Here is a 23,611-nt window from a genome sequence, read left to right as displayed (position 1 = left end):
TGTACTCAATTCATTAATGACTGATACAAGTCTACGTATTGTCTGGCGCTTTCTTCCCAGGTAAATCGTGCCGCATTCTGAATAATGGCTTCGACTCGTGGTGTGTTCTCGTACGTTTTCATGCCTTCTTCATAGACACGTTGTACGACCTCAGCGGCAAAACTCGGGAAGTAAAAAGCCGCATCGCCCCCAATTTCAGGTAGTGACGTTGCCATCGAGAGAAACACCGGCTTACCAAACTGCATGGCTTCGATAACGGGTAGCCCAAAGCCTTCGGCCAACGAGGGATGCAGGAACGCCTTGCATTGTTTCAAATACCAGGCTTTGTCTCCCTCTGAAATTGTACCCAGCAAGTGTAGCCGCCCGCTGACTCCCATACGTTGCGCCAGTTGACGCATCTGATCGACGTAAGCCGGATCGTCGTGATGACCGGCCAGCAGCAGCTCCAGGTCGGGGTTCGACTGGAGTAAGGGGAGCAGAACGTGAAAATTCTTTTTCTTATTCTGGTAGCCAATGCCGAACAAAAACTCACCAGTCGGTCGATACCCAACGGGCTCGCCTGTCTGTTCCAGGATTTTGTTGAGTCCGTTGTAGATGACGTGTACGGGCGTATTCCCTACATGACAATGGGCCAGAACGTTGCTTCGGGTAAATTCGGAAATGCAGACAATGGCATCACTCTGGTCAATCAGTGACTGCGTATGCGCTAGACTTTTCTGCTGGACAGCTTCCGGTTTTCCTTCGTGCAGTACGTTTAAATCGTGAATGGTCAGCACAACGTTCATATTGGGGTACCGCTTTTTATTGGGCAACATACGGCCAGACTGAAACGGAGCGTGCCACACACGGCAGTCTTTCAGGAAAGGCCGAATGAATTTATGCCATCGTTCTTCAACCAGGTGGTAAGGCTCGCTAGGAATTTGTCCGTTTCGCCGGGGCGGCAGATACATCTGCATCAGGGGCAGGTTTTCTGCCTTAAGTAACTGATTAACATGGTCGCCCAGTTGCTGGCAATAATGGTACAGCCCCGAGTGCGAATGCTTCATCAGGTTGCAATCCAGAATAATATGAGACATGGGTTAGAATGGCAGATTCTTGGGGAAATGCCCCGCTGATTTCGGTACTTTATGCAACATTATTGGTAGCTTATACAACATTACCAAGACGAAGGTGGTTTTGTAGTAAGGAAAATATAGCTTTGGTAATCTTCCAACCCTTCCACAGGGTTTAGGCATCCTCCTCCATAAATGAACCGTCATACTTGTATAGCCTATAGGTGTGTTCCCATTCACAACCATGACGCCTGTTCTAAACTTTTCTGTTCATCCAACTAACGTTGTAAAGTGATTTCTTTATGCATCAAACCATTTTCGACTGCGAGCGAATGAAGTACGCCAATACAGGACTGTACTACTTTTGCCTCAATCTGGGTAGAGCTCTTCAGCAGAATATGAGTCAGGAAAAGCTGTCCGTATTTATACCGAGCCACGTACAATCTGCGTTTGGTCCATCCGTACTTACGTTGCCGCAGCATTCGTTGCAGAAGTTTTTCATGCCATCGGTTAATCAATATCACTTATGGCATTCTACATACCAGAACACCAACTACCTGCCCCGCCGAAACAAGAAGATAAAAGTCCTGCTTACGATTCATGATCTTAACTTCCTGTACGAAGATAAGACTGATCGGAAGAAAGTCCGTTGCCTCACTCATTTGCAGGAAAATATTGACCGCAGCGACGCCATCGTTTGTATTTCCGAATTTACCCGCAACGACGTACTGACTCATTGCGATGTCGGAAACCGGGCCGTGCATGTGATCTACAACGGTACCAACGGATTACCGCAGCCCATTCTGGAAGAGAAATCATACCGCCCCGCCGTTCCGTTTCTGTTCAACATCGGGGCTGTTACCCGCAAAAAAAACCAGCATCGAATTTTACCATTATTACAGAGCAATCCGAGTATGGAGCTGGTGCTGGCGGGCCGGCATGAGGACAAAGCGTACGCCAATTTCATCCGGCAGCAGGCATCGGACCTGAACGTATCTGACCGGACGCACCTGGTTAATGAAGTAACGGAAGGGGAAAAATCGTGGTATTATCATAATTGTCAGGCCCTGGTTATGCCTTCGCTGGCCGAAGGGTTTGGCCTGCCTATCACCGAAGCCATGTCGGTGGGGAAACCCGTGTTTTTGTCGAAACACACGGCCATGACCGAGATCGGGAAAGATTTTGCCTTTTATTTTCAGGATTTCGACAACATGCACGACGATTTTCAATCCGGGATGCTGCACTACCAGAAGGCGGGCAGCCACATCCGGGAAGCAATGAAAGCGTACAGCGCCACGTTCAATTGGGAGGACTCGGCCCGGAAATATCTGGATGTTTACCGATCTTTGCTCGGGTAAAACACCGGTTCCGATCCAGCCGGAGCCAGCCATTCCAAACGCGGATGGGATTATACACATTACGACCAACGAATGAAGGTTTATAGACGGTTGATGGCGTACGCCAAACCTTATGGAAAATTTATTGTCCCGTTCTTTTTCTTCACGATTATCAGCGTGTTTTTCAACGTCTTTCAGTTTGCGTTGATTATCCCACTGCTCAATTTCCTGTTCAATCCGGTTAGTACCGCCGATGCCGCCAAGTACGCATCGATGCCGGAGTTTCACTTGACCGGAAATTACTTCAAGGACATTTTCTACCACCTGATCTACCAGTTTAAAACGACGAATCCCATCTATGCCCTTTATTTCCTGGCGGGAATGATCGTGGTAGCGGTCATTATGACCAACCTGTTCCGATTTTTGGCACAGCAGTGTCTGCTGGCCGCCCGGACGTTGCTCGTCAAACGATTGCGGGAGGCCCTGTTCGAAAAAATCAACAACCTGCACCTGGGTTATTTCACCAAGGAACACAAAGGCGATCTGCTTTCCCGGCTCAACGGCGACGTCTATGTCATTGAGAACGTAGCGGGTAGTTCAATCGAAGTTGTCTTCAAGGAACCTTACATGCTGATCGGTTATTTTGTGGCCCTCTTCCTGATTTCAGCCAAGCTGATGCTGTTTACCCTGGTCATCATTCCGATTTCGGCCGTTGGGATTGCGGCTGTTACGAAGCGGCTCAAGAAAGAAGCCCAGGATGTACAGTCGTCGATGGGGCGGATGCTGACCCTCATGGACGAAACGCTGATGGGCATGCGGATCATTCGTTCCTTCAACGCGACCCCGTTCGTTCTTCAGCGCTTTAGCATCGAAAACGACTTTCATCGCAAAGCCAGTCTGGATGGTTTCAAACGTCGGGAACTGGCACCTGCCTTCTCCGAAGCATCGGGCGTTTTTGTTGTGGCCTGCATTCTGGTGTACGGAGGAAGTCTAGTGCTGAGCAGTGATAGTAACTTACAAGCCAGCTCGTTCATTGCGTTCATTGCCATCTTCTCCCAAGTAATCCGCCCTGCCAAAGCGATGGTGGTGGCCATTACGAACATTCAGCAGGGGCAGGCCGCCGGTGAGCGTATCCTGGAACTGCTGGACAAACCCGTCGAAATTCAGGATAAGCCGAATGCGAAACCGCTGGAACGCTTCCAACGGGATGTCGTTTTCGAGAATGTTAGCTTCCGGTACGGCGATAAGCCCGTTCTGAAAAACATCAGCTTTCGGATGGCGAAAGGACGAAAAATTGCGCTGGTTGGTCCGTCGGGGGTGGGTAAATCGACCATTGCCGATTTGATTCCCCGCTTCTACGAACCCACGCAGGGCAGCGTCACTATTGATGGCGTTGATGTGAGTGACTACACCATGGAGTCGCTCCGTAAACAGATGAGTTTCGTAACGCAGGAAATCATCCTGTTCAACGATTCGATCTTTAACAACATTGCCCTTGGACAGCCGGATGCCCGGATGGAAGATGTCATTGCCGCGGCTAAAGTTGCTAATGCCCACGCGTTTATCATGGATACCGAAGATGGCTACAACACCAACATCGGCGATCGGGGCATACGCCTGAGTGGCGGGCAGCGCCAGCGGTTAAGCATCGCCCGGGCGGTGTTCAAGAAGCCGTCTATTCTTATTCTGGACGAAGCCACATCCGCCCTCGACGTCGAATCCGAAAAATCCGTTCAGGAAGCACTAAACAACCTGATGGAAGGGCGCACGACGCTGGTTATCGCCCACCGACTGAGCACCATCAAAGAAGCCGACGAAATCCTGATCATGGAAGGCGGAGAGATCGTAGAACGGGGTAATCACTACGACCTCATCAACCGGACAGACAGCATCTACAAGCGGTTAAATAACATACAGGAAGTGTTTCAATAAGCCTACTGGCGCGTTACCACATAATCCACCGCTTTGTTAAACTTCGCCAGTACCGTTTCCCAAGTGTAGTACTGGCGAACGTAGGCGCGGCCATTCTCGGCCATTTTAGACGAGTCCTGCGTCAGCATCTGATCGATGGCTGTTGCAAACTCTTCGTAGCTTCGGTACAGCAGACCCGCCTGGCTCCCCACGATGTGGTCGCGGAGGACGGCGCACTCGGCGGTAGCAATAACGGGAATACCAACGGCAAAACTTTCCAGCGTTACCATCGACAGGCTCTCGTAGGGCGATGGCATGATCAGCGCTTTGGCGTGTTGCAGCAAAGTCGCTTTCACCGGCTCGTCTACGAACCCAACCGGCAGCAGATCGGGGTGTTCGGGAATGGGCATGAATGCTTGCCCGACCAGGACCAGTTTCAGGGTTGACGGATGCTCTTCTTTGTAGCGCGTGAAGAACTCGAAAAGGGTATCGCAACCCTTCGCCGTGTCGATCCGCCCGATGTACAACAGATACTCGGCGTCGGTGCCCAGAATGCTGCTTACGGGTTGTTCCGCCAGCGCCTGGGCTGGCTCGATACCCACGCCCACGACATCGTTCTGGATGGATTCATTCCTGAACAACTGATGCACAAAGCTACGTTCGGCGGGGGTAAGGAATAGGATGGCGCGTGGCTTCTGGAATAGCGGCCGGAACACGGGCAGGTAGATGGGTACTTCGTCGTGCGCTGTCGGAATAAAGATTGACTTGTGGGGCGCTACATTCAGACCATCAATGGTGGGATAATAGAGGTACGTAATGAAAATCAGCGCATCGTACTGCTGGTGGTTTCGTTTTAGGTAGGTGATCAGGTCGGGAGTATAAGGCCCCTGGTAAATGGCCCACAGGCGGCTGTAGCGCCGGATCGTCTTGCCTACTAGTGCCCGTGCCCACATCTTGAGCCGGTTCAGCCCCTGCCATTCTTTGGGTTGTGACCATTTTTTGAGTTTGTGTTCAGCCCGGGAAGCCTGCTTCACCAGCCGTTCGTGCTCTGTCGCGAACCGATGGACCCGCACCCCGTTTATGGTCACGGTTTCGGCCGGATACCAGTTGGCCCAGGTGATGTATTCCAGCGCGCAACTGGTCAGTACGTCGACTTCGTAAGTACCCGCCAGTCGTTCGGCCATCAGCCGACAGTAATATTCGGCCCCTCCGTTGACCTCAACGCCGTACCGCTGCACCACAAACGCTATTTTCTTCATCCGGCAAAGCTAACGGATAACGGTACATTCAGGAAACTCTTTACCGAAAGGCGCTCATTCGAGCGATTGGTAAAACTCGTTCTGCTTTTTTTGCCGCTCGATGTCCTTTCGGTGGAAGAGACAGAAGTGATCATGATCGGATGGGAGAAAATGGCAATGCTGGTGCCCTTCCAGTTCTTCGTGGACCTTGTTTTTCCAACGGATGATCTGGTTCAATTTAAAGATACGTACCTGATAATCCGGGTAGTTGATTCGCCCTTGGGTATCCACCTGCCATTGCCAGGCGTCGGCCCACTCCGGCGTCAGGCCCTTCACCAGATTGATCCGGGGTACGGCCAGACAGTCTACCTTCCGATGTTTCCGCAGCTCGCCTTTCAGCAAATGAAGCAAGGTGTCGCTGGGGAGCTCATCGGCGTCGATTTGAAAGAGATAATCGCCCGATGCCATCGTTAACAGGTTGTTTTTAAACGTCGCGAAATCACCGTTGAGACGCGCGGCCCGGTGGATTAGTTTGTCTTGGTATCGGTTCAGCACGTCGGTAACCCAGGCATCGGGCTGAGTACTATCCTGCAACACCACAATTTGATCGTGCGGATCTTTATGAAGCAGCAGAAAAAGAATCAGCCGCTCTAGTTCCACCGCTTCGTTGCAGACGGTAATCCCGTACGACAGCCGGATACGACGGGCAAATAATCGGTCAAGCATACGTCAGTTCTTTGTGAATCAGTTGCGTTTCGTGCGTAGTGGGGTCTATGATTCGGATGCGATACCCGCGCCAGACAAACGCCGGGTACAGCCGATACCACAGCCGCTTTAGCGAAGACCGGGGTTTGGTGATTCGCTGGTGGATGATTTCCTGAAGAAATGCCACCTGTTCCAGTTGAGCAGCGTCCGCCTTCCGGGCATCCAGCGAAACCAGAACGCCATTGGTCCGCTTTGCCGTTAGTGGTCTTATTTTTGCCACCAGATCAATAGCGGTTAGGGGTTGCTCATCCTGAATGTATTGAACAGGGTCGATGTCGGTGTAAATGGTTGACAGCCAGGGTTCCAGTTTGCATAATGTGGCCAATGTTCCGTTGGTCAGAATCAGACCAATGTCGTATTTGTGACGAATAGTCGCACTGTTCCGAAAGCCCCATTTGCGAATGAAATTGCGGTTGGACTGGTGCTCGATTTGCCTGGTTCGGTGTACGTACTCGTCCGAAAACCGGGATGTTTTACTGACGAAATGATAGCACAGCACATTCAGCCCGATAACCATGTTTACGCCTTTCAGGCCCAACCGCAGCAGCAAATCATCGTCTTCGCAGAACATGGGGTTGAACAGCGGATCCAGACCGCCGATGTCCAGCAGCAATTGCCGGGATGCGGCCAGGAAAAAGATGCCTTTTCTGGTGGCTACAGCTGTCTGTCCCGACTGCTCATTTCGTTGCTGCTCAGCCACGGTAAACTGAAAAAAAGCGTCGCGCTGAAATGCATCGATATCCGCGCCAAAATTCTGAACGATTTTGCCGGGGCGTGGGTCATCCGCAAAAACAGGGGGCTCTATGGTGGTGTAAAAAATCACCCGCTGTTCGGTTTGCAGGGCCGCCAGCTGTTCAACGAAACCGGGTGCCAGCACCATATCGTTGTGCGCAAAGACGACATAATCGGACGTGGCCAGCTCAATGCACTTGTTGTAGGTGTCCGACAGGGTGCGTTCCCGCTTCTCGTAGTAATACGTAACGTGCTCGTCCTGCAACGAATCGAGCCATTGGTGCGTCCCATCAATACTATTGAAGCTGACGAAAACCAACTCAAGGGTCGGGTAAAGCAGACGGGTCTGGGTATAAAAATACTGTGTATACGCCAGGTTGTTTTTCAGCCCCACCAACAGAGAAAATGTCATACGCTCGTTACGATTCGGAAAGTAAATCTAGTGACGCCTGTGGGATTTTCAATGAGAGTCGGGCGAGAGGAGCCTCACCATAAGCCACTAGCCACAGGCCGTTCACTGGCGTTGGCGCGCGAGTGTCAGCGATTGAAGGTCCTGTCCTCCCTGACTGTTCCTCGGAGTCAGAACGGGTTCGGCAAATGGTTGTCATTGGTTTAGTTCTGCCGCTCGACAATGTCATGATATGGATAGTAGCGTTCAGACAAAAATGTAACCGCTGGTGGTTGATCTGGTTAATAAACATTGGCTGAACGCCCGGTGGAAAAAGAAGAAAGATGCTGAGGGAAAATAAATAGGATCGTGAAAGAAACAGCACAAATGGTCGATAAAAGTCCTGTAGCAGCCCAAAGGGCTGGAGGCTTAATCGAGTCAACAGATACTAATCGGGTAGAAAGTCCTTGTTGGAACGCCACCACGCTAAGTTTTTTCAATCTTCTTTAGTGTTTGTGAGTTAGTCTATAAACGCTGCTCTTACGTTTGAGTAAGTCGGTGAACGAAAAACAGTTTCAACGTTTGCTTTTTTCATTATGGCTAACAAATCGGTTGATCTCGACCAACTCAGTATTGATACCATCCGGCTTCTGTCGATTGATGCTGTCCAGAAAGCGAATTCAGGCCACCCCGGTCTGCCTTTGGGAGCGGCTCCCATGGCGTATGTGCTCTGGTCACGGTTTTTGCGGTTTAACCCGCAGGACCCACATTGGCCTGACCGTGACCGGTTCGTTTTATCGGCGGGGCATGGTTCGGCGCTGTTGTATAGTTTGCTGCACCTGTATGGCTATGACCTCTCACTGGATGATTTGAAGGGTTTCCGGCAGCTGCACTCGCGAACACCGGGGCACCCTGAGTCGAACTTGACGCCGGGGGTTGAGGTAACCACCGGCCCGCTGGGTCAGGGGTTTGCCAATGGGGTAGGTATGGCCATGACCGAAGCGTTTCTGGCTGCGAACTATAATCGGGAAGGTCACTCGGTGGTGGACCACTACACGTACTCCATTGTCAGCGATGGCGATCTGATGGAAGGGATTGCCTCCGAAGCGGCTTCACTGGCCGGGCATCTTAAGCTGGGTAAGTTGATTTACCTGTACGACGATAATTTAATCTCGCTGGACGGCCCAACTAACCTGGCCTTCACGGAAGATCGAATGGCACGTTTTGACGCTTACGGCTGGCATACGCAGCACGTAGCGGATGGGAATGACCTGGACGCCATCGACCAGGCCATTCGGGCTGCCCAGGCCGAAACAGACCGTCCGTCAATCATCGCGGTGCGTACGATCATTGGCTTTGGGAGTCCGCAGGAAGGAACCAGCAAGGTACATGGTAGCCCACTCGGCGAGGAAAATGTACGGAAAACGAAGGCGTTCTACGGCTGGAATCCAGACGAAACGTTTTTTGTACCGGATGAAGTAAAACCTTATCTGTTGGAGGCCGGGAAACGGGGTGCCGGCTTACAGGTTGACTGGCAGAAGCGGTTTGATGCCTATAAAAGTCAGTTTTCGAACGAAGCGGAGACATTTACTACCTCGTTTGCGGGTGAACTGCCCCAGGATTGGGAAGCTGATCTGCCGTTGTTCGCTCCGGCCGATGGGCCACTGGCAACTCGCCAGGCATCCGGCAAAGCCCTGGAAGCACTGAAAAAACGGGTGCATTATCTTTTTGGTGGGTCTGCCGATCTGGCTTCCTCGAACGATATGCCAACAAAAGGGGATGTCAGTTTCCAGCCCGGTCACTACGAAAATTCCAACATTTGGTTTGGCGTACGGGAGCACGCCATGGGCGCGGCTCTGAACGGAATGGCTCAGCATGGCGGGGTTCGTCCATACGGCGGCACGTTCCTGAACTTCTCCGATTACATGCGGGGAGCCATTCGGCTGACTGCCCTGGCCGAATCATCGGCGACCTTCGTATTTACCCACGATAGTATCGGCTTGGGCGAAGATGGCCCGACGCACCAGCCTGTCGAGCAGATTATTGCTTTACGGACAATTCCTAACATCGTCGTGATTCGTCCTGCTGATGCCAACGAGACCGTGGAAGCCTGGCGCGTGGCTATGCAGCACCCTAAGAGTCCGGTTGTCCTCATTCTTTCCCGGCAAAAATTGCCCGTTATCGATCAGGAAAAGTACGGCTCAGCGCGTGGGCTGGAAAAGGGCGCTTACATCCTAAGCGAAGCGGAAGGTACGCCCCAGCTAATTCTCATCGCGACCGGTTCTGAAGTATCTCTGGTTATGAACGCGCAGGCCGAGTTGAAAAAACAGGGGATTGAGGCCCGTGTGGTGAGTATGCCATCCTGGGAATTATTCGAAAAACAGGATCAGGCTTATCATCATGAGGTTCTGCCGCCGTCGATACGCAAGCGGGTAGCGGTAGAAATGGGCTCGCCGATCGGGTGGCACAAGTACGTCACCGACGAAGGGACGACCGTTAGCATGAATCGTTTTGGTTTGTCGGGACCTGGCGAAGAGGTGATGGCCTATTTCGGCTTTACCACTGAGAACGTAGTTGACGTAGCTAAAGCCGTTCTGGACGGTAATGCGCAGGGGATTGAGAAAAAGGAAATTCTTTCCTGATTTAGCCATTAACGCAAAAAGGCCCTCCAGCTAGCTGAAGGGCCTTTTTGCGTTAATATGATCTTATTTTACAGATAATCGATAATCCGACGACCAACAATGCCATTCTGTAACTCCCGGCGCAGCACCGCTTTCCGACGGCGTGGATGAGTTGATAGAACCATAACCCGCATCTTGAGTATAAAGCTGACGAGCATGTATAAGGCGAACAGACAGCCCAGAATGATGAGGGACAGTGTATTGGAAATGTTGCGGTGCAGAAGCAGGAACATAACGGTGTTGAGCAACGATATGCCACACAAAACGGCCGTTGCGGCCACGTGTGACAACCCATTATCCAGGAGAATATGGTGCATGTGATTACGGTCGGCCGAGAAGGGTGAGCGTCCTGCCAGAATTCTGACCAGAAATACCCGCAGCGTATCAAAAATAGGCACGATCAGAATGACAATGGCAATAATGGGCGCGTTGAAGAAAGCAGTTGGTTCGTAGCGGTAAGCTGCATTGAGGTTAACAAACCGGACCGCAAAAAAAGCCAGCATGAAGCCAATGATCAGCGAGCCGGTGTTGCCCATGAAAATCTTGCTGGTCTTCGAGAAATTGAACCGCAGAAATCCCAGCAAACCGCCCGCCAGCGTGAACGCCATACAAGCCATTGTAAAATGGTTCGTCAGTAAAAACCAGGCCCCGAACGTAGCACTGGCAATCGTTGAGATACCACCCGCCAGGCCATCAATACCATCAATGAGGTTGATGGCGTTGATCAGGGTAATGAAAATGAAGCAGGTCAGGAAAATACTGATGATGGGTTGAATATGGTGAAATCCCATGATTCCATACATATAATCCACCCGGAGGTCGCCGAAGAGAATCAGAATCATGGCTGCCAATACCTGAAACATGAGTTTCTTGGCGGGATCGATACCAACCAGATCGTCTTTGATACCGATAAAGAAGAGAATGGTCATACCGGCAATTGACAGATTGGTCGTGTAAAGGTCGGTCTGATCAATGCTGGGCCACAGAAAGTAGGCAATAAGAATGGCGGCAAAGATAGCAATGCCCCCAAAGGTGGGCGTTGGTGTTGAGTGCGACCGGCGGGCACCGGGATTTTCCATCAGCGATTTCAGTTCTGAAATCTTGATAATCACCGGAATGGCAACAACCGCAACGAAGCAGGCTACCAGAAAAGAAAGAACACATTGATACAGGCCGAACGTAAAGTGCTCGTCACCAAATTTGTTCTGTAAAAACGCAATCAACAAATCAATATTCATAAGGCGGGACGTTTAGGGACTTAAAGGCTCGCGGAATCGGACTAAAGACCCGACGAGGAACGCTACCCAACTCGAAAACAGGCTACCCAATTCAGGGTTAAGGAGCGTAAAGTTTATTGGATTATTTAGTTAAATGAGAAAAATCTGATTGAACGGTATCGGTCATTTATCAGCTATTTCGGGTGGCTTGCTCACGTATTGCGTAAGCTTGCGCAGGGGTTTAAGCCAAAAAGTGAAAAAGTAAGGCTTCAGCCCATTAAGCTGCCAGGCTAACTGGTCTTCCCGGTTGGCCCGAAGCCGGTTTTTTAAACTGCTGTTACTGATTCCACCCGCCCGCATAACGATGGTTACCTCGTTCATGTAGGCGAGTCTGGCTTTATTCTTGTGAATGAAACGTAACATCAGTTCGTAGTCGGCCGCACTTTTCATATCGAGCCGAAACAGGCCGTATTGTTCATACAGCCGACGCTTGGCAAAGAAGGACAGATGGCCGGGCATCCAGCCCCACAAAAAAGCATTATCGCTGTACCAGCCCGAGCGCCAGTAACGTTTCAGCTTACTGGTGTCAGTCCGGTCTACGTACAACATATCGCCATAAACGGCATCGCTGTCGTTTTTCTCGAACGTGGCAACCATATTCTCAATGACACGATTATGGCGGTAAAAGTCGTCGGCATTGAGCAAACCAATTACGTCGCCAGTGGCCAGTTGGATTCCTTTGTTCATGGCGTCGTACAGCCCTTTGTCCGGCTCCGAGATGAACCGGGCAACTTTCGTGCCGTACGACTGGACGATAGCCACCGTGCCATCGGTCGATTTACCGTCTACTATAATATACTCGATGTTGGCATACGTTTGGTTCAGAACCGATTCGATACAGCTTCGAACAAATTCAGCCCCATTATACACAACAGTTATGATCGATACTTTCACGCCTTGATGTTTCGTTGACGGACCCAAACGGCCGGATTTCCCTGATAAATACCATACGCTTCCAGCGGACGGGTAGCCACCGAATTAACGGCCAGTACCGCGTGCGATGCACAGTGCACACCCGCGCACACCACCGATTTAGCCCCAATCCAGACGCCATCGGCCAGCGTAATCGGGCGGGTTGTCAGATCGAACGTCGATCGGCTGTAGTCATGGTTGCCGGTCAGCAGTATGGCCCCCTGCGACAGACAAACGTTGTCGCCGATGTGTACTTCACTCAGGTTATCGATCCAGACCTGCTCACCAATCCAGACGTCATTTCCAATAGTAAGTAACCAGGGATACTTAATATTCACACCGGGCTTTACCACCACTTTATTGCCAATTTTTGCGCCAAATAACCGAAGAATGGCTATTTTGAGCGAAATGGGCAGTGGTAGATAGGTATTAATAAAAACTGAATTCGTTATAAACCAGAGAATAATTTTCCAGCGCGGGCCGGGGTTGTACCAGCTGATGTTGAACCGCGACAGATCGGTTTTCCCGTTTGACCGATCTGTTGTTGTGCCGGAAATTGTGTCTGGTTTACGACTGGCCGACCCGCTCGGGTCGTTTGGGTCGAAGGTCTTTGCCATATTCCGTCAGGAAATAATGAATGATTGCGTCTTTATCGTTACCAGCCCGAATACTAACTTCCAGCAGCTTCGCATCGACCAGAAAACGGTACCAGAGCGCCTGAAGCGAACACCAGACGAAGCCCGGTCGACCGTCCAGAAAGCCCATCCGGATAAAATACCGATAAATGAAGTACAGGATCGGGCGGGTAAACAGGGGTAAAGACGCATATTTTTCCTTCAGAAATCGCATGCGCTGGTCCTGCGTACCGAATAAATTGGCTTCAACGGTTTCGGCCTGGTCGAACTGGTAACGATAGTTGAGCAGGTTGATCATTTCCAGAATGGTATAATGATTATGCTTCTGAGTCCACCAAGTCAAATTATTGAGGTTGTGATCGACAATATCGTGCGAAAACTGGATCGACTCGCCCTTGGTCAGTTTGATGTGCTCATCGTGCCAGACCTGCTCGCAGAAGCCGTCACCCCGTCGCCACAGCCGAAGCAGCCAAATAGGATAAAACCCACCGTGGCGCATCCAGCGATTTAGAAAAAAGACGCGTCGCTTCACGTAAACTCCGCCTACTTTAGCCGGCAAACCGGCGAGTTTCTGGTTGATCTCACTGGCTAATTCCGGCATCACATACTCGTCGGCATCCATGCGCATTTGCCAGGCTGTATCGAAGGGGTTGTTCGCAATACCGAAGTTGAACTGAGTGGCGTAGTTAACCCAGGCATTCTGAACAACAGTGGCTCCTAATGAGCGGGCTATCTCAACCGTTCTGTCGGTCGAGAAGGAGTCGACGATGAATATTTTATTCGTAAATGGCTGCAGGCTCTGTAAACAGCGAGTGATGTGTTTTTCCTCGTTGTGTGTCAGAATGATGACGGATACGTCGGTCATACTCTATATTACCATAGAAGCGAAAAAATGGCTTTTTCTGATACTTGTTTGGTGTAAAGGCTTTATTTTTACTTGTTTGTTTGCGATCCGGAAATCATGCAATATTATAACTTTTTTTATACTCCACAAAGCTAATGAATAGACTTTACATAGGGGCTATATTGTTTTTGTACTATTTTTCAGCTTTAGGTCAGGTTAATTTTCAGCAGGGACCCCGTCCACTTCAGCTCTACCCGCGCGATGCAAACAATCAGGCTACGGTTACGATAAGTGGCACTATGAATGCGCGTGGTTACACCAAAATAGGCGTACGGGTGTTCAGGGAGGACTCATTAGTCAGGGTGATCAGCCAGACGCTCGACCCTGCGGACAGCACGGCTGCCTTTACTTTTTCGTCCATTATCAAAGCAGAGCCAGCCGAATATTCCTTCCGTGTATTTACTTATAAAAACGCTGATTCAACTTTAGTGGCTATTGCGGAGCGAGTGGTTTGTGGAGACGTATATATTCTGGACGGTCAGTCGAACGTTTTGGCCCTTACGGATCTGGATGTATTGTATTCCTTCAATTTCAACGATAAATACCTGCGAAACGTCACGTACCCTTACCTGGGGTCGACGAATGAGATGAGCTGGTACGCGGCCAAACAGCCCTTTGGTAGCGTAGGCGGTTTTGGCCTCACCCTGCAACGGCTGATTCTCGAAAATTTTGGTATTCCAACCTGCGTAATAAACGGAGGGAAAGGGGGAACGGCCATTGATGTACTGACAGCTCGCGATCCTATTAATCACGCTAATCCAATTACGCCTTATGGCGACCTGCTCAACAAGGCTAGGTGGGCGGGTGTGGCGAAACAGACAAAAGCCATTATCTGGAAACAGGGGGAGGAGGATGCCGGTACTGGGTCGCCCGGTTATCCCGGAAAATTCGCCAAGCTGTACAATCAATTTCGGGAAGATTACGGGAATGCCCGTATTTATGTCGGGCAGATTAACATTCTGTCGAATCCGACCGATAGTGCGGCTGCGATCCGCGATTTTCAACGCCGGACAAAGTACCTTTTCGCTAACGTCGAATCCATTGCGACCGTCGGCACGCCGGAGTACGACGGGGTTCATTACAGCGGACTAGCCCACCAACGGCTGGCGTACGAGCAATTCCGGCTTATTGCCCGCGATATCTACGGCTCGAAAGACACACTGCAGATCAACTCACCTGACATAAAGAAAACGTTTTACAACAGCCGGAAAGATTCCATTACGCTGGTGTTCGATGACCAGATGCAGATGGTCTGGAAGAAGGACACGACCTTCTACAATTTCGCCACGGGTGCACAGATTGCCTATCGCCAACAGAAAGATTTCTTCTACCTGGATGGACAAAGTGGACTGGTAACGGATGGATTCGCCAGAAACAACCGAGTGACCCTTAGCCTAAAACAGCCCGCTACGGCCAAAAAGCTTCGGTACTTGCCCGCTTATTTCTCTGATCCGGTATCTCCGTTCTACGACGGCCCCACTCTCCGGAATACGCGCGGGATGCGGGCCTTTTCGTTCGATGCCGTGCCCATTGCCGATGCCATAGCCCAGGTAACGACCCTCGCAGCCAGACCCATTTCAGAAAAACAGATTCATGTGAACTGGACGGCTTCCGCCGGTTCACAAACGCAGTTTCTGGAACGGGCTGATGATACGCCAACGACGTTTAAACAGATTGCTGTTCTGAGCGGAACAGCGAACACCTTCACCGATACCAACATCACCAATATGTTCGGCACGTATTATTACCGGTTACGGGCGCTCAGTACGGTTTCCGAATCGACCTACAGCAACGTGATCAGTGCCAGACCACTGGTATTGGGTGTCGAGCCAACAGAGCCGGTTGTGCAGCTTTATCCGAACCCCGTAGCGGCTGACCGTACGCTCTATATTCAGACGGATCTGGTAACGATCACGGACGTAACCGTGCGGGACGTGCTGGGGCGGATGGTTAAAAACTGGCGTGGTGCGGCCCGTAAAACACTGTCCATTGCCCTGAACGACCTCGACGCGGGGGTTTATCTGGCCGAACTTCAAACCGCTGATGGACAAATGCTCCGCCGGAAAGTGGTTGTTCGTTAATAAACGAATACTGGCTTTCTGGTCGGAATATGTAGTTTTGTGTTTCTAATACTATCTGACCGCTTATGCGCCTTGTGATTCTTACGCAGGATGACCCATTCTACCTCGCTCGTAACATTGACTACCTGCTCAAAAAGTTGCCGCCTTATGCCGAAGTTGTGGCAACGGTTGTATTCGATGTATCGCCTTTTGGCAAGCGGGAAAGCTTCAGCGAGAAGATAAAAAAGACGTACGATATTTTTGGCTTACCCTTCTTTGTGCGGTATGGCTTTAAATTCGTAACCTCTAAACTGGATAGTCGCAACAACGTCCGTAAAGTCTTGTCTGATAGAAATATTCCGTTGATTCATATCGAAGGAAATATCAATAAAGACGAAAATCTGGATAAACTCAGGGAGTACAAGCCCGACCTGTTCGTCTCAATCGCTGGAAACCAGATCTTTAAACGCAAACTGCTGGACGTAGCCACGCACGGTTGTATTAATCTGCACACGGCTCTGCTGCCCAAATACCGGGGACTGATGCCTTCGTTCTGGGTGCTTAAAAACAACGAAACGCACACGGGTGTCTCCGTATTTTTCGTCGATGAGGGCATTGATAACGGGCCAATTCTGGTGCAAACTAAACTCGCCATTGGGAACATGAGTCAGGCCGAATTGATTGATGTGACGAAGAAGATGGGCATGGATGCTATTTTGGAATCCATCGATAAAGTGTACACGGGTAAGTATGAGTTGATCGAGAACGACGCGTCTCAGATGACGTATTTCACCTTCCCAACCCGTGATGATGTAAAAGCCTTTCTGGCCGCTGGGAAACGGTTCTATTAATTAACAGATAAATCCTGACTACCTTCTCCCAAGTGGTCCGTGAAGACACGAACCAGGGAACGGCGGAGATTGCCTACCAGACAGATGATTCGTGGGGACACGAACCACGGGGCCAGGGCACGAACCAGGGGAGCAGTTTCGGTTGCCGGGCTGGTGGCTGACGCTTTGACTACGCTTGATTGTACAATTCATGAATATACTGACGTTTGATATAGAAGAGTGGTTTCATATTCTCGACAACGCATCGACCCGTACGGAGGCTGAGTGGAGCCGGTACGAGACACGGATTCACCAGAATATGGATCGCATTTTTCAGCTTCTGGAAGACACCAACAGCCGGGCAACGTTCTTTTGCCTGGGTTGGGTAGCCGATAAACACCCCGATGTCATCCGGAGAATTGATGCGGCCGGCTACGAGATCGCGACCCACTCTTACGCGCACCAGTTAGCGTATGAACAAACACCAGCCGAATTTCAGGCTGATCTGGAACGTTCTATCAAGCATTTACAGGATTTGACCGGAAAAAAAGTACGATCATATCGGGCACCGGGTTTTTCGATCAAGGAATTTAACCGTTGGGTATTCCCGATTTTACTGGAACAGGGTATTGAAATAGACTGCTCCGTATTTTCGGCCCGGCGCTCGCACGGGGGTGATGCATCGCTAAATATGTTTGAGCCGGGCTACCTGAATGTGGAGGGCACGTTGCTGAAAGAATTTCCCATCAATACGGCGGCTGTACTGGGTCAGGACCTGATCTTTTCGGGTGGGGGGTACTTCCGGCTATTCCCCTATCGTGTCATCAAGGGTTTCATGCAACGCTCGGATTATGTGATGACTTATTTTCATCCCCGCGATTTCGATGCGGGACAACCCATGATTCCGGGTCTAAGCCGGGCAAGACAATTTAAGTCGTACTATGGTCTGGAAAACTGCCTGCCCAAGCTCAAGCGACTGTTGCAGGAGTTTCCATTCGTCGATTTATCCGAAGCGGAGAAACAGGTTAACTGGGAAAAGGTGATCCGGCGGGATGTGAAAGGGTAGCTTACGTTTTCTTTACGATCTTCGTGTACTCATCCAGTAGCCGTTTGGCCACAATGTCAATATCGTATTGCGCTTTTAACAAAGCCGTCGCGTTTGCGCTGACTTGCCGACGTAGCTGATCGTTACCCAAAAGTTTTTCCAGCCCATCCCGAACGGCTTCCGGCGTCAGACTAGTCAATAGTCCGGCGGCTTCATGTGCCCGAATCGTTTCGCCAAAGCCCACCCGATCCGATACCAGTGTAGGGGTACCGGCAGCCATTGCTTCAAGCACAGCCATCGAGAAGCCTTCCGAATACGAGGGGAGGGTAAACAGATCGGCATCGGCCAGAGCTGCTTTTTTGTCATCGCCCGTTAGCATACCAACCATCCGAATGGAGTCGCCCAGATTATGCTGATCGATAAACTGACGGGCCGTGGCTTCGTACCCATCATCAGAACCAGCCAGAGCGAGCACGGTATCCGGATGCTTCTGAACGTAGTCCCGGAAGCCCGGCAACAGTAAATCAAGCCCCTTCTTGGCGTTTAAGCGACTCATAAACAAGACCAATTTCTTATCCATAGGCAGGCCAAACTTCCGGCGAAAACTACCTTTAGGAGGAAGTGTCGTGAAGTCGCTCATCTTCACGCCGTTGGGAATAATAACGATGTTGGGGTGGGCATGCCCGAGATAACGCAACACATCGGCCTGTTCGTCGGCGTTGTTTATCTGTACCAGATCCGCCCGCTGCAAATAAGCCTTCTGGGCCAGCGTGTCCATGATCTGCTTTTTCCAGTTATTGTGCGCGTAAACCCACCGATCCAGTACACCATGAATGGTAATGACCTTGGCCACGGATTTGTCGATCATAAACGGGGCCAGCACACCAAAATGCCACAGGCCGTGGCAGTGAATCAGATCGTATTCATGCGCATGCTGCTTGAGGAATTGATACAGATCAAGGGAAAATTCGCGGAAAAGGCGACTGATAATCGGGGTTCGCTGGCAGAGAATAAGCCGTGCTCCATCGGGTAACGGGTAGGGCTTTTCGCCGGGAGAAATCGGACTGAGAATATCTACCTGATGCCCATACCGAAGGACTACTTCGGTGTGGTCGAAAATAATTTTTGGGGGGCCACCCGCTTGCCAGGTGTACGCACAGATATTTAAAATTCGCATAGATACCGCGAAACAACCGATTAATTCTTGATTTTAAGAAAGCAACGACCCGTAGGCGATGCGTCAGGTAGCCTGAGCCGTTGGCACGACCACGAACTCTTCGTGTTTATTAACGGGCTCTTTGTTCGACAGGTAGGCCGGAAATAAGTGCTCGACGCCAACAAACCGAATCATGAGCGACAACGGAAACCAGAACGATATTTCGTTGGGCCGCCCGTTGGTAAACAACTGAACAAATACCAGCAGGTAGAAATAAGCCAGAAAGGTGCTTAAATCATTCGGGTTGGTACGCATGATCCGTATGGCATCGTAGAAAATCAGACCATTGATGCTGCCGAACAAAACTAAGCCCAGGATGCCGTGGTTGGTAAAAGCTTCAATGATCGGAACGTCCAGATACGTGTATTTGTAGCCATAGCCAAGAATCAGCATGTGGATGTGCTCACCGGATAGCGAGTTGCTGAGAAATATGCCACTCACCGATCGGTTAGCGGCCGAGTCGTCGAGAACCGCCTGGTAATCAGCTCCCTGTGCTTTCATTCCTAACAGTGCATAAACGTTATCCAGGTTTTTTGCCAGAAAGCCCGACACATAATCGTAGAGGACGAGGTAGATGGTGTAGTACCGCTGAAAAAAGAAAATGACGCCCATAAAGCCAACCACCATAATCAGGATGGGCACGGGTTTGACAAGGCTACGAACGGCGGTACGAATCTGAGCGGGCCGAACGTTGAAATACATGAACAAAATGACGGCCAGAATCAGCGCAACAATGGCCGACCGAGTTTGGGTCAGTACCAGTACGGCCAGATTGACGGCCCCGGCGAAAAAACAAAGCAGTTTGAGAATAACGTTGGACTGCGGCCGGAACAACCCGATTCCACAGGCAATGATGCCAATGAACGCATTACGGGAAAACACGTGGGGGTTACCGGAACCTTCATCTCCGTTGTTCAGCGTGATGGTAGCCCGTTGTCCGATGGCCCAGGTAGGGTCGGTGATCAGGGCGTAAATAAGTCCCAGGTTCGACACCAGAGTAAAGAGCACCACAATCGGAATAAATACCGGAATAATGTCGTTGGGAATGTTGATCAGCAGAAACAGAAAGATCAGAATATAGGCGAAATAGATCATATCCTTATCATAATCCTCAAAGCCGGGTACCCCGTTAAAGAAGAACATGTAGAAGATGATGAGCAGCAGGAAGGTAATGCCCAGCCAGAATGTGGTCGTATTTGGCCGGTAGAGCCGTCGGAATATCGTGAATGGAACCATTAGCGCCAGACCGCCCGCCAGCGCAACGGCCGTAAAGGTTGTGCTCGCCGGAGCCAGTTTCAGGGTTTCCCGAAAGAAGAAAATCAACGGGTAACCATCCACAATAATACAGATACCGACAACCATTCGCATATAGTTGAGTGTCTGCACAAAGCGAATGAAATTGTTCATGTAAGCTTACTGGTTTATAGTTTGTAATGAGTAATCGGTAGAAGGATCACGGCCAGCGCGTCGGTCAACTTATTGTCTGGTTTTATTCAGACGGAGCCGGTGCTGCACGTACCCAAACTCACCCCGGAGGACAAACGTCAGCAGTTTCCGTAACCGGCTATACCGTTGCCAGAATGACGCGCCCATGGCTGAAGTTAACATCGGCTGGTACCTGTCTCGTACCAGTTTATGCTCCTGAAGCCCTACCGTAGCCGCTATGGTCGATGATTTAGCGTCGGGCTGCACCCGAAAGCCGCCCCAGAAACCGTTTACGTGCCGAAACCGCATACCCGGCTGAACCCCCAGCCGAGCTACAATTTCGTAATCAATCACGAACCGAAGGCTCTCGTCGAGCATACCGAACTGAATAAGCCGCTCGCGCCGGATAAACAGGGATTGGTTGAACACCTGCATGCCTTCGTAGATATGACATTCAACCGAGAAATCCGGTGCCCGCATTTCTTCCAGAATAACGTCTTCTTCATCCGTAATGTACATATCGCCGAAAAAAACATCGGTAGCCGGTGCTTTGCGCCAGGCCTCAGCTACGCACAACAGGGCATTGGGCGCAAAGACGTCGTCCGAATTCTGAAAGGCAACGTAATCGCCCGTTGCCCGCCGGAAGCCTTTGTTTATAGCATCCGTCTGGCCTTTGTCTTTTTCGCTGACCCAGCCTGCCAGATACGGCTCATATTTCTTTATAATGTCCAGGCTACCATCCGTAGAGCCACCATCCATGATGAAATACTCCAGATTAGGGTAATTCTGATTCAGCACGCTCAAAATCGTGCGCTCCAGATACTGTACCTGATTATAGGAGGGCGTTACAATCGTTAATTTAGGATAATCCAGCGCGTTCGCTGGTTTAGCCGACGGACGGTAGGGTTGCGTGACGAACGAATGAAGGGATTGGGATGCCTGGCTCATGCAGTCGATTAGGAGAGAGATTTATAGACCTCTAATGTCTGTTGGGCCGTTTTTGCGCATGAAAAGTTGCGTAACCGCTCCGTGCCTTTCCGGCGTAGGTCGGCATGAAGGGCGTCATCCGTCAACACGCGCTCTACAGCTTCGGCAATGGAATCATCATCTTCGGGATCAAAGTACAAAGCTGCATCGCCCCCTACTTCGGGTAATGAACTTCGATCGCTCAGAACAACCGGACAACCATTGCTGTAAGCCTCCAGAACAGGAATTCCGAAGCCTTCGTTAAGCGACGGAAAGACGAATGCCCGGGCGTGTCGGTACAGCGCAATCAGACTGGTATCATTCGCGGGTCGGTAATGGACGCGGTTAATCAGCCCGGATGCATGAAACAGGGCTTGTTCTGCCGGGCTAAACGACCCCCCACCCGCACAAATAAGGTGTAGATCAGGATGGCGACGCAGGACAGGCTGGATGGCCCGGAAAAATCCGTCAAAGTTTTTGTACAGACCACGTTTACCGACATACAACAGGTAAGGAGCTGCCAAAGGAGCCGTAAGCGGTTCGGAAGCGGATAGAGACTCGCCCAGCGTTGTACCCAGATGAATAACCTCAATCTTTTCCGGTTCAACGGGAAAGAAGCGCAGGATTTCCTGCTTGGAAAATTCTGACACCGAAATGATGCGGTCGGCCCGGCGCATCAGCTGCTTTTTTAGCTCATACAGGCCTTCCCCCACTTCCGGGTACTGCTTGCCGTAGCGTTCGCTGGTTGCGTCATGAAACGTGAGCACAAACGGCTTATTGCCAATGGCGTTCAGAAAATACTTGTGGTAATAGGTTGGATGAAAAATGTCGAATCGGCCTGCCTTCACCCGTTGAAGACTATAGAGTCGGTTCAGCACGGAGGCTACCCGATGGGCATTGCGTACCTGGGCCAGGCTCCGGTAACGCAAATGACGACTGAACGAGGTTTGATCGAGGTATTCGTTATTTGACAAACGAAGCGACAACTCAAACTCAATGTCGGATCGTTCGGCAAACGAACGCATCAATTCGAAAAAATAACGGGAAACGCCCCCGTAGGAAACGCCCGTAAACGATTGATGGTCGTAGAGTACTTTCATGAAGGGAAATCTACAAACCAGTTGGTTGTACTTTTCTGAGATGATTTACCTGCAAAAATAGACTTATTGATTGATAAAACCTTGCCGGGTACGCATTATTCGGGTAACCCCCTTAGTTGACGACAGGGATATAGACCCGGTCGATAAAACGTGTCAGGCGCTGCAACGATTGTTTGGCCGCGTGTCGCCAGCCGCGTAACACGACCGGTTCGGGCTGTTTTCCGTAAGCGGGGTTTACTGCGTCGAAGCCTATGATCTGGTAGGGTTTGAGCGATTGACGGTATCCGGTCAGCAATGCGTCAATTTCCGGCCGTTGAGAAAGTTGAAGTCGCTGCTGATGGGCAAAAAAGCCCTCGTCGGCCTTTTCCAGTCCTTTGAAATTAATGAATTGCAGGGGCTGGCCGTTCCCGCCGGGACCTGATACTAGCCAGCTATTGCTTTCCTTCTGAATGCTTCGTTCGGGAAGGTTCCAGAGGGCAAGGTGCCATCCCGGATTACGGATAACCTGCACATCCCGAAAGAAAACGGGTACGTGCATCAGCCAAATCTGGTCCAGACACGAGCCAATACAGAAATCGACGAATGCCCGCTCCCGCACCCGATTATCCCACCAGGTCAACAGACGGTCGGTTTCGGCCGATCGGCGGAAAGCCAGAAAGTCAGCGCTGTACAGACCGACGTTCTGGAAAAACTTCTCATCCGGCCAGCGCAAGTCACCGGGACTTTTTGTGATAAACGGGGTAATCAGCGCAGTGGCTTTGGCAAGCTGTTCCCAGATGGGCGATAGTGATCCGGCAAAGTGAATGGCCGGATCGGCATAGAGCAAGTTGTTCTCCTTCGAATAGCGCCTGAACGCTTCCTGAATAAATAAGGGCTTGCAGGCAGCCGCAAACTCGGTTGGGGTATATTGGGCCGATAAGGCATCCAGCGCTGTGGGCGCCAGCAATTCCTGAACGGGTAGTATCGGATAGGGGGAAACAAAACCAGCGGGCAACTGGGTCGGGTCGTCGGCCAGACCGATCAAAACCAATGGCTTATCGGCTGACGGAGTCGAATAATGACTAAAACTGTCGCCCAGCGCGAGCGCCTGGGGCAGTTGACGGATTGTACAGATAGTTAATAGCACAGTGGGTACAA

The 23,611-nt window shown here is 50.8% G+C and carries 21 protein-coding genes; 7 read left to right on the top strand and 14 right to left on the bottom strand.

Annotated elements, in window-relative coordinates; all coding sequences use genetic code 11:
• Window positions 1–5: 5 nt before the first annotated feature.
• Window positions 6–1,076, bottom strand: coding sequence for a glycosyltransferase family 4 protein (locus ACYU87_RS04800; RefSeq protein WP_461132881.1), 1,071 nt, complete (start codon window positions 1,074–1,076; stop codon window positions 6–8).
• Window positions 1,077–1,354: 278 nt separating this feature from the next.
• Here ACYU87_RS04800 and ACYU87_RS04795 point away from each other — a divergent pair, with 278 nt between their 5' ends.
• Both ACYU87_RS04795 and ACYU87_RS04790 read left to right on the top strand, forming a co-directional pair.
• Window positions 1,355–2,410, top strand: a complete 1,056-nt coding sequence (locus ACYU87_RS04795) for a glycosyltransferase family 4 protein (RefSeq protein ID WP_461132880.1) — start codon at window positions 1,355–1,357, stop codon at window positions 2,408–2,410.
• A 72-nt stretch (window positions 2,411–2,482) separates the two neighbouring features.
• Window positions 2,483–4,321, top strand: a complete 1,839-nt coding sequence (locus ACYU87_RS04790) for an ABC transporter ATP-binding protein (protein ID WP_461132879.1) — start codon at window positions 2,483–2,485, stop codon at window positions 4,319–4,321.
• 2 nt (window positions 4,322–4,323) lie between these two features.
• Here the strand turns inward: ACYU87_RS04790 and ACYU87_RS04785 are convergent, their stop codons facing one another.
• The 4 genes from ACYU87_RS04785 to ACYU87_RS04770 all read right to left on the bottom strand — a co-directional run bounded on the left by ACYU87_RS04785 (window position 4,324) and on the right by ACYU87_RS04770 (window position 7,923).
• Window positions 4,324–5,559: a glycosyltransferase family 4 protein gene (locus ACYU87_RS04785; RefSeq protein WP_461132878.1), complete on the bottom strand. Its 1,236-nt coding sequence runs from the start codon at window positions 5,557–5,559 to the stop codon at window positions 4,324–4,326.
• A gap of 54 nt (window positions 5,560–5,613) precedes the next feature.
• Window positions 5,614–6,264, bottom strand: a complete 651-nt coding sequence (locus ACYU87_RS04780; RefSeq protein WP_461132877.1) for a glycosyltransferase — start codon at window positions 6,262–6,264, stop codon at window positions 5,614–5,616.
• Window positions 6,257–7,447: a glycosyltransferase gene (locus tag ACYU87_RS04775; RefSeq protein ID WP_461132876.1), complete on the bottom strand. Its 1,191-nt coding sequence runs from the start codon at window positions 7,445–7,447 to the stop codon at window positions 6,257–6,259. Before ACYU87_RS04775 ends, ACYU87_RS04780 begins: the two co-directional genes overlap by 8 nt.
• A gap of 278 nt (window positions 7,448–7,725) precedes the next feature.
• Window positions 7,726–7,923 carry a hypothetical protein gene (locus ACYU87_RS04770; RefSeq protein ID WP_461132875.1) on the bottom strand — a complete coding sequence of 66 codons (198 nt, stop codon included), beginning with the start codon at window positions 7,921–7,923 and terminating at the stop codon, window positions 7,726–7,728.
• 96 nt (window positions 7,924–8,019) lie between these two features.
• Between ACYU87_RS04770 and tkt the strand changes: the two genes are divergently transcribed.
• Entirely contained in the window at window positions 8,020–10,065 is a 2,046-nt protein-coding gene (tkt, locus tag ACYU87_RS04765; protein ID WP_461132874.1) for a transketolase, read from the top strand.
• 68 nt (window positions 10,066–10,133) lie between these two features.
• Here the strand turns inward: tkt and ACYU87_RS04760 are convergent, their stop codons facing one another.
• From ACYU87_RS04760 to ACYU87_RS04745, 4 genes are all read right to left on the bottom strand, one after another.
• Window positions 10,134–11,342 (bottom strand): glycosyltransferase family 4 protein, encoded by a 1,209-nt coding sequence (locus tag ACYU87_RS04760; RefSeq protein ID WP_461132873.1) that lies wholly within the window; start codon window positions 11,340–11,342, stop codon window positions 10,134–10,136.
• Between the two features lie 162 nt (window positions 11,343–11,504).
• On the bottom strand, window positions 11,505–12,275 hold the full coding sequence (locus ACYU87_RS04755) for a glycosyltransferase family 2 protein (RefSeq protein ID WP_461132872.1): 771 nt from the start codon (window positions 12,273–12,275) through the stop codon (window positions 11,505–11,507).
• Window positions 12,272–12,910: a WcaF family extracellular polysaccharide biosynthesis acetyltransferase gene (locus tag ACYU87_RS04750; RefSeq protein WP_461132871.1), complete on the bottom strand. Its 639-nt coding sequence runs from the start codon at window positions 12,908–12,910 to the stop codon at window positions 12,272–12,274. Before ACYU87_RS04750 ends, ACYU87_RS04755 begins: the two co-directional genes overlap by 4 nt.
• The gene (locus ACYU87_RS04745) at window positions 12,861–13,793 is read right to left on the bottom strand and encodes a glycosyltransferase family 2 protein (protein WP_461132870.1); all 933 of its coding nucleotides are present in this window, start codon (window positions 13,791–13,793) and stop codon (window positions 12,861–12,863) included. Before ACYU87_RS04745 ends, ACYU87_RS04750 begins: the two co-directional genes overlap by 50 nt.
• 134 nt (window positions 13,794–13,927) lie before the next feature.
• Here ACYU87_RS04745 and ACYU87_RS04740 point away from each other — a divergent pair, with 134 nt between their 5' ends.
• From ACYU87_RS04740 to ACYU87_RS04725, 4 genes are all read left to right on the top strand, one after another.
• Entirely contained in the window at window positions 13,928–15,913 is a 1,986-nt protein-coding gene (locus tag ACYU87_RS04740) for a sialate O-acetylesterase (protein WP_461132869.1), read from the top strand.
• A 65-nt stretch (window positions 15,914–15,978) separates the two neighbouring features.
• Window positions 15,979–16,743, top strand: a complete 765-nt coding sequence (locus ACYU87_RS04735) for a methionyl-tRNA formyltransferase (protein ID WP_461132868.1) — start codon at window positions 15,979–15,981, stop codon at window positions 16,741–16,743.
• 32 nt (window positions 16,744–16,775) lie between these two features.
• Window positions 16,776–16,904: a hypothetical protein gene (locus tag ACYU87_RS04730; RefSeq protein ID WP_461132867.1), complete on the top strand. Its 129-nt coding sequence runs from the start codon at window positions 16,776–16,778 to the stop codon at window positions 16,902–16,904.
• A 29-nt stretch (window positions 16,905–16,933) separates the two neighbouring features.
• Window positions 16,934–17,788, top strand: coding sequence for a polysaccharide deacetylase family protein (locus ACYU87_RS04725; protein WP_461132866.1), 855 nt, complete (start codon window positions 16,934–16,936; stop codon window positions 17,786–17,788).
• Window position 17,789: 1 nt separating this feature from the next.
• On the opposite strand, the gene ACYU87_RS04720 is transcribed toward ACYU87_RS04725, so the two are convergent.
• The 5 genes from ACYU87_RS04720 to ACYU87_RS04700 form a co-directional block, all read right to left on the bottom strand.
• Window positions 17,790–18,944: a glycosyltransferase gene (locus tag ACYU87_RS04720; RefSeq protein WP_461132865.1), complete on the bottom strand. Its 1,155-nt coding sequence runs from the start codon at window positions 18,942–18,944 to the stop codon at window positions 17,790–17,792.
• A 63-nt stretch (window positions 18,945–19,007) separates the two neighbouring features.
• Window positions 19,008–20,390: a hypothetical protein gene (locus tag ACYU87_RS04715; protein ID WP_461132864.1), complete on the bottom strand. Its 1,383-nt coding sequence runs from the start codon at window positions 20,388–20,390 to the stop codon at window positions 19,008–19,010.
• 69 nt (window positions 20,391–20,459) lie between these two features.
• On the bottom strand, window positions 20,460–21,356 hold the full coding sequence (locus ACYU87_RS04710) for a glycosyltransferase family 2 protein (protein ID WP_461132863.1): 897 nt from the start codon (window positions 21,354–21,356) through the stop codon (window positions 20,460–20,462).
• Window positions 21,357–21,364: 8 nt separating this feature from the next.
• Window positions 21,365–22,474, bottom strand: a complete 1,110-nt coding sequence (locus ACYU87_RS04705; RefSeq protein WP_461132862.1) for a glycosyltransferase family 4 protein — start codon at window positions 22,472–22,474, stop codon at window positions 21,365–21,367.
• Between the two features lie 112 nt (window positions 22,475–22,586).
• Entirely contained in the window at window positions 22,587–23,600 is a 1,014-nt protein-coding gene (locus ACYU87_RS04700; protein ID WP_461132861.1) for a hypothetical protein, read from the bottom strand.
• Window positions 23,601–23,611 lie beyond the last annotated feature (11 nt).

It is taken from the genome of Spirosoma lituiforme (assembly GCF_054776635.1).
The sequence above is the reverse complement of the archived record's forward strand: the minus strand, read 5'-3'. Positions and strand labels throughout refer to the sequence as shown.

Excerpts from the sequence above, each read along its gene's own strand:
- ACYU87_RS04800 (WP_461132881.1), bottom strand. The coding sequence starts at position 1,076 with ATGTCTCATATTATTCTGGATTGCAACCTGATGAAGCATTCGCACTCG.
- ACYU87_RS04795 (WP_461132880.1), top strand. The coding sequence starts at position 1,355 with ATGCATCAAACCATTTTCGACTGCGAGCGAATGAAGTACGCCAATACA.
- ACYU87_RS04790 (WP_461132879.1), top strand. The coding sequence starts at position 2,483 with ATGAAGGTTTATAGACGGTTGATGGCGTACGCCAAACCTTATGGAAAA.
- ACYU87_RS04785 (WP_461132878.1), bottom strand. The coding sequence starts at position 5,559 with ATGAAGAAAATAGCGTTTGTGGTGCAGCGGTACGGCGTTGAGGTCAAC.
- ACYU87_RS04780 (WP_461132877.1), bottom strand. The coding sequence starts at position 6,264 with ATGCTTGACCGATTATTTGCCCGTCGTATCCGGCTGTCGTACGGGATT.
- ACYU87_RS04775 (WP_461132876.1), bottom strand. The coding sequence starts at position 7,447 with ATGACATTTTCTCTGTTGGTGGGGCTGAAAAACAACCTGGCGTATACA.
- tkt (WP_461132874.1), top strand. The coding sequence starts at position 8,020 with ATGGCTAACAAATCGGTTGATCTCGACCAACTCAGTATTGATACCATC.
- ACYU87_RS04760 (WP_461132873.1), bottom strand. The coding sequence starts at position 11,342 with ATGAATATTGATTTGTTGATTGCGTTTTTACAGAACAAATTTGGTGAC.
- ACYU87_RS04750 (WP_461132871.1), bottom strand. The coding sequence starts at position 12,910 with ATGGCAAAGACCTTCGACCCAAACGACCCGAGCGGGTCGGCCAGTCGT.
- ACYU87_RS04745 (WP_461132870.1), bottom strand. The coding sequence starts at position 13,793 with ATGACCGACGTATCCGTCATCATTCTGACACACAACGAGGAAAAACAC.
- ACYU87_RS04740 (WP_461132869.1), top strand. The coding sequence starts at position 13,928 with ATGAATAGACTTTACATAGGGGCTATATTGTTTTTGTACTATTTTTCA.
- ACYU87_RS04735 (WP_461132868.1), top strand. The coding sequence starts at position 15,979 with ATGCGCCTTGTGATTCTTACGCAGGATGACCCATTCTACCTCGCTCGT.
- ACYU87_RS04725 (WP_461132866.1), top strand. The coding sequence starts at position 16,934 with ATGAATATACTGACGTTTGATATAGAAGAGTGGTTTCATATTCTCGAC.
- ACYU87_RS04720 (WP_461132865.1), bottom strand. The coding sequence starts at position 18,944 with ATGCGAATTTTAAATATCTGTGCGTACACCTGGCAAGCGGGTGGCCCC.
- ACYU87_RS04715 (WP_461132864.1), bottom strand. The coding sequence starts at position 20,390 with ATGAACAATTTCATTCGCTTTGTGCAGACACTCAACTATATGCGAATG.
- ACYU87_RS04710 (WP_461132863.1), bottom strand. The coding sequence starts at position 21,356 with ATGAGCCAGGCATCCCAATCCCTTCATTCGTTCGTCACGCAACCCTAC.
- ACYU87_RS04705 (WP_461132862.1), bottom strand. The coding sequence starts at position 22,474 with ATGAAAGTACTCTACGACCATCAATCGTTTACGGGCGTTTCCTACGGG.